The following is a 7,305-nucleotide window of genomic DNA, read 5'->3' as shown; positions in this document are numbered from 1 at the left end:
GCCGACCCGCCGCCGCGCCGCCCGCGGGCGGCCGACGGGGCACACGCCCGGAGGCGGCGCTGGCCGCCGTCACTGCGCCGGTCTACCTCAACCAGCTGCTGTTCACCGTCTACATCCTGCGGGTGCACGGCGGTGACACCACGTTCGTCGCCCGCCTGCTGCCGCCCGGCTGGTTCGACCTCGCGGACGGGCCGCTCGTACGGGCCCTCGCCGCGCACGTGCCCGCGCCGGAACTCCTCGCACCGAGCCTGCTCCGCGTCCAGGCCTTCCTCGAACTGCCCTTCGTGCTGCTGGTGTTCCTCACCGTCCTGCGCCGGATCGACCCGGCCGTGTACCGGCGGGTCGCACTCTCGCCGCTACCCTGGCTCGCCGCCGCCTCGTACACCGCCGTCTTCTGCACCGTCGAGTGGGAGCTGCGCAACCCGTGGACGGTGCAGGACATCGCGCTCCGCCTGCTCTCCGCCGCGGTCACCCCGTTCGCCCTCGCCGCGCTCGCCCGGCGGGAGAGGCCGGCCGACCACACTCCGGCCGGGCCGCCCGGGACCGCTCGGCTGCTGCTCGTCGCCGTCGACCTCGGGGCGATCGGCCACCTCGTGCTCACCGTGTACGACACGGCCCTGCTCTACAACCTCGGCCATCTGCCGGCCCGGCTGCCCGCAGCGGTGGTCGCACTGGCGCTGCTCGCCACCACCGCGCGGCTGCGCCGCCGCCCAGCCTTCGGCCCCGCCGCGCCCGGGCCCGCCACCGCCGTGCTCGCCGAGGGACTGCGCCGCGCCCTGGTGCTGTTCTTCGTCCCGGCACTGGCGGTCCGCTACGCCGTCACCTTCGGCACCCCGACGGTGGCCGCCGCAGCCGGCGCGCTGACCCTGCTCGCCGCCGCAGCGGCCGCCCCGGCCGCCCACCCCGACGGCCGCCGCCCGCGCACCCTGGCCGCCCTCGGGCTCGCCGCAGCGGCCGCGGTGCTCACCGCCGCCGCCGCGGCACGGCTGATCACCGGGACGTACTACGAGGCGGCGCTGCTCGGCGCGATCGTCGCCGCCTTGGCCGCGGCCGTGCTGGGCTGCGCGCTCGCCGACCGGCTCGCCGTCCGGCGCACGGCGCCGGTGCCGCCCGGCCCCGGCGGCTGAGCCGCTGCTCCGCCCGGGTGTCCCGTGCGGGCTGCGGACGTGCCCGGTGCGCGACCGCTCAGCGCAGCGCGCCCGTCTCCGGGTCCCGGGCCGTCAGGCAGTAGGTGCCGCCCGCCGGGTCGCGCATGACGATCCAGTGGGAGTGCTCGGCGACGAAGGCCGCACCGAGCCGCTCGTGGGCGCGCCGGGTTGCGGCGCGGTCGGCGCAGGCGAGGTCCAGGTGGGCGCCGGTCGGGCGCGGGGTGTCCAGGCGCTGTAGCAGGATCCGGATCGGGAGCTCCGCGGGCGGCTTGACCACCCGGAACTCCGGCCGGGAGCCGGTGAGCACCGGCCAGCCGGTCAGCGCGCCCCAGAACTCCGACTCCGCCGCGAAGCCGTCGGCGGCGACGTCCACCGAGACCTGGTCCAGGCGGGTGCCGTCGACGACCCCCCGGCGCTTGGCCTCACCGTTCCAGGGCACCGCGCAGAACGGCTGCCCGGCCGGCGAGGAGAGCACCACCAGGTCGCCGTGGTCCGCGACGACGGCCGCACCGAGCCGGACCGCCCGGTCGGTCAGGGCCCGGACGTCCTCGACCGCGAAGTCCAGGTGTGCGCCCCCGCCGTCGGTCACCGCCTGGAGCTTCAGGCAGGCGTCCGCCCCGTCCGCCAGCAGGGTGGCGAACTCGCCCTCCGCGCCCCGTCGGGCGGAGAGCGAGGTCCCGGTGACGGCCGTCCAGAACGAGGCCGCCGCCTCGAACCGGTCCCGCGGCCGGTCCACGAACGCGTACACCCAGTGGATCATCCGTGCTCCCTCGCTTCGATCGATCATTCGAACGGTCATGTGGGAGTCATCGTGCGGCCTGCGGGCCGCCGGGCACAAAGAATTTCGCCGCAGGCGCCGCGCACCCGGCCCTACTGGGTGGCGATCACGATGCAGCGCCGCAGCTCCGTCACGGCCTCGGGATCGCCCTCCACCACCACACCCGGCGACGGATCGCCGTCCTGCCGGTTCCACACCCAGCGCAGCACGGCCGCCGGGGGGCCGCTCACGACCGCGTCCACCGCGCCGCCGCCGATCCGGCCCGGCCCGCCCTCGGCCGTGAACAGCCCGGGCCCGGATCGCAGCCGCCAGGACGCGCCCTCCGTCCTGACCTCGTAGTCGCGGCCCGGGGAGTCGCCCAGGACGTCGGTGAAGTAGTCGCCCCACTCCGCGACGCTGTACGCCACGAAGACCTTGAGCAACTCGTCGATGCCGTCCACCGCGAGATCGGCCGGGACGGGCGCGACCGGTTGCCCGGTGCCGAGTTCGGCGTCGATCCGGTGGATCACCGTCTCCTGCGCCATCCGCCGGATCCAGAAGCCCACCGTCGGGTCGGGGGAGTACCAGGAGCCCGCCGGGTCCTCCGGCCGGTGGGCGGCGAACTCCGCGAGCAGCGCGGCGTGCGCCCGGTCCAGCAACGTGAGCGCCTCCTCCTCGGCCAGCGCCTTCGGCGGCCACGGCTCGGGCTCGGCGCCCTCCCGCATCGCGGCGGTCTTGTGCAGGTACACGGTGCCGACGTGCCGGGCCAGGTCGGCGACCGTCCAGCCGGGGCAGGTCGGCACCGCCGCGGACGGGGCGAGCGGCACGACGGACCGCAGACGGGCGAAGTCGGCCGCGAGGCACTCCAGGTAGCGCGCATTCTCCATGACGACAGTTCAGCACGGACCGGCCGTCCGCACGGGCGCCGCCACCGCGGGCGTCGCCGGCTCTCAGCCGCCGAAGAACTCCGCCAGCACCGGCGCCAGCGCCTCCGCCGCCACGTCGTGGGTCTGGCCCTCCAGCGTCCGGAACGCGGCGCCGGGCATCGCCTCCGCGGTGGCCCGGGCGGCCTGCCGCAGCACCTGCGGACTGGCCTCGCCCGTCGCCACCAGCACCGGCACCTCCACCCGCCGGGCCAGGTCGCGCGGCACGAATCCGTCGCCCAGCGCCGCGTCGTCCAGGGCGAGCGTCGGGGCGATCGCCTCGAACGCGGACCAGTGCGGCTGCGCCCGCATCCCGGCCACGGCCGGTTCGGGGACACCCGCGTGCGCCATGAACAGCGCCACCGCGTCCCCGCGCCGCCCGGCGGCCAGCAGCTCGCGCAGCCGCACCGAGTACGCCGCTGCCTGCTCGGCCAGCCCCGCCTCGGCGATGAACGGCGGCTCGTACAGGGCGAGTCGGGTGACACCCGGCTCGGCCGCAGCGGCCCGCAGGGCGAGCGCGGCGCCGGACGACTTGCCGTACACGCCGGCCCGGCCGCCGGCCGCCGCGACCAGCGCCCGCAGATCCTCGACCTCCCGGTCGACCGCGCCCGGCGGGGTGTCCCCGCTCTCGCCGCGGCCGCGCCGGTCGTAGGCGTACACGGTGAAGTCCCGCTCCAGCAGCGCCGCCAGCGGACGGGCCGAGCGGTGGCAGAGCGCGCCGTCCACCAGGACGAGCGCCGGCCCGCGGCCGCCGTACTCGTAGGCGATGGCGGTGCCGTCGGCGGAGGTGAGGACAGGCATGGTGACTCCCTGCCTTTCGTGCTCTCGTGCTCTCGTGCTCTCGTGCTGTGCTGCCGTGGTGTCGGGCGGGTGCGGAGCTCAGCCGCGCCCGTCGGAGAGGCCGGCGACGTACGCCTCGAAGCGGTCCAGGCTGGTGGCGAAGCCGGCTCGGGCCTCGGCGCTCAGATAGGCGGCCGGGACGTTGGTCTGATGCGTGACCACCTCGGTGCGGCCGTCGCGCAGGTCGGTGAAGGTGACGGTGGTCCGCATGCCGCCCTCGACGTCGGCCTCGACCCAGACCAGCCGGTCCGGCCGGCGGATCTCCGCGTACACCGCCCGCATGGTGTACGTGCTGCCGTCGGCCTCGCTGACCATGGTGGTCTCGAAGGCGCCGCCCGGCCGCAGGTCGACCACGATGCCGTCCGGCGGGGTGGTCGTCCCGGCCGGGCCCCAGAAACGGGCCAGGTGCTCCGGCGTCGTCATGCAGTCGAACAGCAGCTCGGGCGAGGCGCGGTGGATGCGCCGGTAGGTGAGTTCGCCGGTGGTGGTCATGGTGCGCTCGTCTCCTCCGTGCCGCCCCGTTCCGCCGCGCGCAGCGCGGCCAGGTGCTCGTCGAGGCGGTCGTGGCGGTCGGCCCAGACACGGCGGTGACGGGTGATCCAGTCCGTCGCGGCGTCCAGGTTGGTCGGCTCCAGCACGCACGGGCGGGACTGCGCCGTGCGTGTCCGGGAGATCAGGCGGGCCTGCTCCAGCACCTTCAGGTGCTTGGAGACCGCCTGCTGGCTCATCGCGAACGGCTCGGCCAGCTCGCCCACGGTGGCGCTGCCGCCGGCCAGGCGCTCGAGTATCGCCCGCCGGGTCGGGTCGGCCAGCGCGGCGAAGACCAGGCTCAGCTCGTCGTCCACGACCGTCATGCCGCCAGCCTATCCACAACTGACCCTTTGCACAACCATGTGGTTGTGAACCGTCCCGGCCGGGCGCGCGGGCCGACCGCCGGACCTACAGTGACGTCGAGGGATGCCATGAACCGTCTCCGGGTACGCCCGGCCGCCGGCTCGACGGCCGCTCTGACCGTCCTGTCGGTCCTGGGCTCCAGCCTCGTCGCCCTGGGCGCCGCGCCCCCGCGCGCCGCGGCCGAGGGCGCCACCCCGCTGCCCGCCCTGTTCGACAGCACCGCGATCACCGCCGACGGCGCCGCCGCCGGCGACCTCGACGGCGCGGGCGGGAGCCTCGCCGCGGCCGACCTGGACGCCGCCGGTTGGTCCCGTGGGGCCCGGATCACCCTCAGCGGGACGACCTTCGCCCGCGCCGACGTCCCGCCCGGGCAGCCCGACAACGTCCGCGCGGCGGGCCAGACGGTGGCCCTCACCGGCCGGGGCGGCGCACTCGGCTTCCTCGCCACCGCGACCGGCGGACCAGCCACCGGCACCGGCACCGTGCACTACGGCGACGGCACCAGCAGCACCTACCGGCTCGCCGTGCGCGACTGGACCCAGGGGAGCGCCGAGGTGGCGGCGCTCACCCTCCCGCACCGGCACACCGGGGCGGGCACCGTCGACGCCGAGGCCCGGCTCTACACCGTCGCCGTCCCGATCGACCGCAGCCGGACGGTCGTCTCGGTCACCCTGCCGACACCCGGCGCGACCCCGGACGGCCCGACCCTGCACGTCTTCGACATCGCCGTCCGCGACACCACCTCCGCCCCCGGCGGCCGGAGCTGGGAGGCCGCCTGGACGGCCTCGATCGGCACGGCCTCCGCGGTCGCACCCGGCACCGGCTGGACCGACCAGACACTGCGGATGGCCGTCCACCCCAACCTCGCCGGCACCACCGCGCGGATCCGGCTGACCAACGCCTTGTCGCCCGACCCCGTCACCTTCGGCCGGGTCACCGTCGCCGTGCAGGCCGACCGCGGCGCGGCCCGGGCCGCCCCGGTGCCGCTGACCTTCGGCGGCCGGGGACGCACCACCGTCCCGGCCGGCGGCGAGGCCGTCAGCGACCCGATCGACCTGCCGCTCGCCGCGGGCGACACCCTGCTGGTCAGCATCCACCTGCCCGGCCACGTCCTGGTCGCGCCCCGGCACGAATGGGCGCTGAGCACCTCGTACGCCACCGGGCCCGGCGCGGGCGACCACAGCGGCGACACCGACGGCGCCGCCTACACCGGGCAGTTCGGGTACTGGGCCTTCCTCACCGGCGTCGACGTCGCGACCGGCCCCGGCGCCGGCACCGTCGTCGCGCTCGGCGACTCGCAGACCGACGGCGCCCACACCGCGGTGGACGCCGACCACCGCTGGCCCGACCTGTACGCCGCCGACCTCCGCCGGACCGCGCCGAACACCGGCGTCGCCAACGCCGGCCTCTCCGCGAACTCCCTGCTCACCGGCAGCACCGGCGCCGCCGGGCCGAGCGCGCTCGACCGCCTCGACCGCGACGTCTTCGCCCAGCCCGACGCCCGGACCCTCGTCCTCTACGAGGGCATCAACGACATCACCCTGCACGACGCCACGGCCGACGCTCTGATCGCGGGCATCCGCGAGATCGCCGCCCGCGCGCACGCCCACGGGATGACGGTGGTCGTCGCGACGATCCCGCCCTTCGGCGGCAGCGCCCACTACACCGAACGCCGGGAGGCCGTCCGACAGCGGGTCAACTCCTGGATCCGGTCCTCCCGGGAGCTCGACGGCTGCGCCGACTTCGACCTGGCGGCGCGCGACACCGCGGCACCCGACCGGCTCCGCGACGGCATCCACGACCCGCGCGACCACCTGCACTTCAACGACGCCGGCACGCGGCTGCTCGCCGACACCCTCGCCCGTCTCCACCCCGGCCCCCCGGCGCGCCGGTAGTCTCGGCGTGCCGAGCGGGGGCGCACAGGGCGCGGGACGGGGGAGCGATGACGGAGAACATCCGGAGGGTGTGGGCGCGTGAGGAGATCCCGGCGGGCCCGAGCGTCTTCCTGGCCGGGCCGACCCCGCGGTCGCCGCAGGTGCCGTCCTGGCGGCCGCAGGCCGTCGACCTGCTGGCCGCGCAGTGGGCCGGCCAGCAACCGCTGACGGTGCTGCTGCCGGAGGACCGCGACGGCTTCCGGGCCGTCGACTACGACGACCAGTTCGCCTGGGAGACCGCCGGCCGGGCCGCCGCGACCGCCGTCCTGTTCTGGATCCCGCGCGACCTGCGGACGCTGCCCGGCTTCACCACCAACGTCGAGTTCGGACACGACGTCACCACCGGACGGGCCGTGCTGGGCTGTCCCCCCGACTGCCCCGACCCGGAACGCAACCGCTACCTGCTGCACCTCGCCCGGCACTACGGCACGCCCGTCCGGGAGAGCCTGCCGGAGACGGTGGCCGCCGCCCTCGCCCTGGTCTCGAAGGGCCGCCCCGAAGGAGTCTGACGGTCGCTCGGCGCATCCCGCCGCCGCGCCGGGGCACCGGTGCGGGCTTAGGGTGAACCCGTCCGGGGCCGGAGGTCTACACCTTTCGGCGCAGCGGGGGTACCGTCCGCGGAACCGGACGGGCCGGGCCGACGCACCGTCCGCCCGGCGACCCAGCGCCGACACCGGAGGATCCATGCCCCGCTCCGCGATACGCCGCACGCCCGCCGCACGGGGACGCACCCGGCGCCGACCGCTCGGCCGGGCGGCCCTCGCGGCGGCCGCCGCACTCGCGGTCGGTGCGCTCGGCCTGATCGCGCC

7 protein-coding genes and 1 pseudogene are annotated in these 7,305 nt (G+C 76.4%); 3 read left to right on the top strand and 5 right to left on the bottom strand.

Annotated features, from left to right (window positions below; genetic code table 11):
- Positions 1-1,127, top strand: a pseudogene (locus tag AB0P35_RS40945) (hypothetical protein); the annotation flags it as partial.
- Between the two features lie 58 nt (positions 1,128-1,185).
- Here the strand turns inward: AB0P35_RS40945 and AB0P35_RS40940 are convergent.
- The 5 genes from AB0P35_RS40940 to AB0P35_RS40920 form a co-directional block, all read right to left on the bottom strand.
- The gene (locus AB0P35_RS40940; RefSeq protein ID WP_363521468.1) at positions 1,186-1,908 is read right to left on the bottom strand and encodes a VOC family protein; all 723 of its coding nucleotides are present in this window, start codon (positions 1,906-1,908) and stop codon (positions 1,186-1,188) included.
- Between the two features lie 110 nt (positions 1,909-2,018).
- Positions 2,019-2,792, bottom strand: a complete 774-nt coding sequence (locus AB0P35_RS40935; protein WP_363521465.1) for a maleylpyruvate isomerase family mycothiol-dependent enzyme — start codon at positions 2,790-2,792, stop codon at positions 2,019-2,021.
- A 63-nt stretch (positions 2,793-2,855) separates the two neighbouring features.
- Positions 2,856-3,629, bottom strand: a complete 774-nt coding sequence (locus tag AB0P35_RS40930) for an alpha/beta hydrolase (protein ID WP_363521462.1) — start codon at positions 3,627-3,629, stop codon at positions 2,856-2,858.
- A gap of 78 nt (positions 3,630-3,707) precedes the next feature.
- Positions 3,708-4,160, bottom strand: a complete 453-nt coding sequence (locus AB0P35_RS40925) for an SRPBCC domain-containing protein (RefSeq protein WP_363521459.1) — start codon at positions 4,158-4,160, stop codon at positions 3,708-3,710.
- Complete coding sequence (locus AB0P35_RS40920; protein WP_363521456.1) at positions 4,157-4,522, bottom strand: metalloregulator ArsR/SmtB family transcription factor; 366 nt, start codon at positions 4,520-4,522, stop codon at positions 4,157-4,159. The genes AB0P35_RS40925 and AB0P35_RS40920 overlap by 4 nt, the downstream gene beginning before the upstream one ends.
- A gap of 108 nt (positions 4,523-4,630) precedes the next feature.
- Between AB0P35_RS40920 and AB0P35_RS40915 the strand changes: the two genes are divergently transcribed.
- Positions 4,631-6,457: a GDSL-type esterase/lipase family protein gene (locus tag AB0P35_RS40915; RefSeq protein ID WP_363521453.1), complete on the top strand. Its 1,827-nt coding sequence runs from the start codon at positions 4,631-4,633 to the stop codon at positions 6,455-6,457.
- A gap of 47 nt (positions 6,458-6,504) precedes the next feature.
- A complete protein-coding gene (locus AB0P35_RS40910; protein WP_363521450.1) occupies positions 6,505-7,005 on the top strand; it encodes a nucleoside 2-deoxyribosyltransferase domain-containing protein in 501 nt (166 codons plus the stop codon).
- Positions 7,006-7,305: the final 300 nt, after the last annotated feature.

The sequence above is a fragment of the Kitasatospora sp. NPDC085879 genome, assembly GCF_040686255.1.
GTDB lineage: Bacteria > Actinomycetota > Actinomycetes > Streptomycetales > Streptomycetaceae > Kitasatospora.
The sequence above is the reverse complement of the archived record's forward strand: the minus strand, read 5'-3'. Positions and strand labels throughout refer to the sequence as shown.

Excerpts from the sequence above, each read along its gene's own strand:
- AB0P35_RS40925 (WP_363521459.1), bottom strand. The coding sequence starts at position 4,160 with ATGACCACCACCGGCGAACTCACCTACCGGCGCATCCACCGCGCCTCG.
- AB0P35_RS40910 (WP_363521450.1), top strand. The coding sequence starts at position 6,505 with ATGACGGAGAACATCCGGAGGGTGTGGGCGCGTGAGGAGATCCCGGCG.
- AB0P35_RS40920 (WP_363521456.1), bottom strand. The coding sequence starts at position 4,522 with ATGACGGTCGTGGACGACGAGCTGAGCCTGGTCTTCGCCGCGCTGGCC.
- AB0P35_RS40915 (WP_363521453.1), top strand. The coding sequence starts at position 4,631 with ATGAACCGTCTCCGGGTACGCCCGGCCGCCGGCTCGACGGCCGCTCTG.
- AB0P35_RS40930 (WP_363521462.1), bottom strand. The coding sequence starts at position 3,629 with ATGCCTGTCCTCACCTCCGCCGACGGCACCGCCATCGCCTACGAGTAC.
- AB0P35_RS40935 (WP_363521465.1), bottom strand. The coding sequence starts at position 2,792 with ATGGAGAATGCGCGCTACCTGGAGTGCCTCGCGGCCGACTTCGCCCGT.
- AB0P35_RS40940 (WP_363521468.1), bottom strand. The coding sequence starts at position 1,908 with ATGATCCACTGGGTGTACGCGTTCGTGGACCGGCCGCGGGACCGGTTC.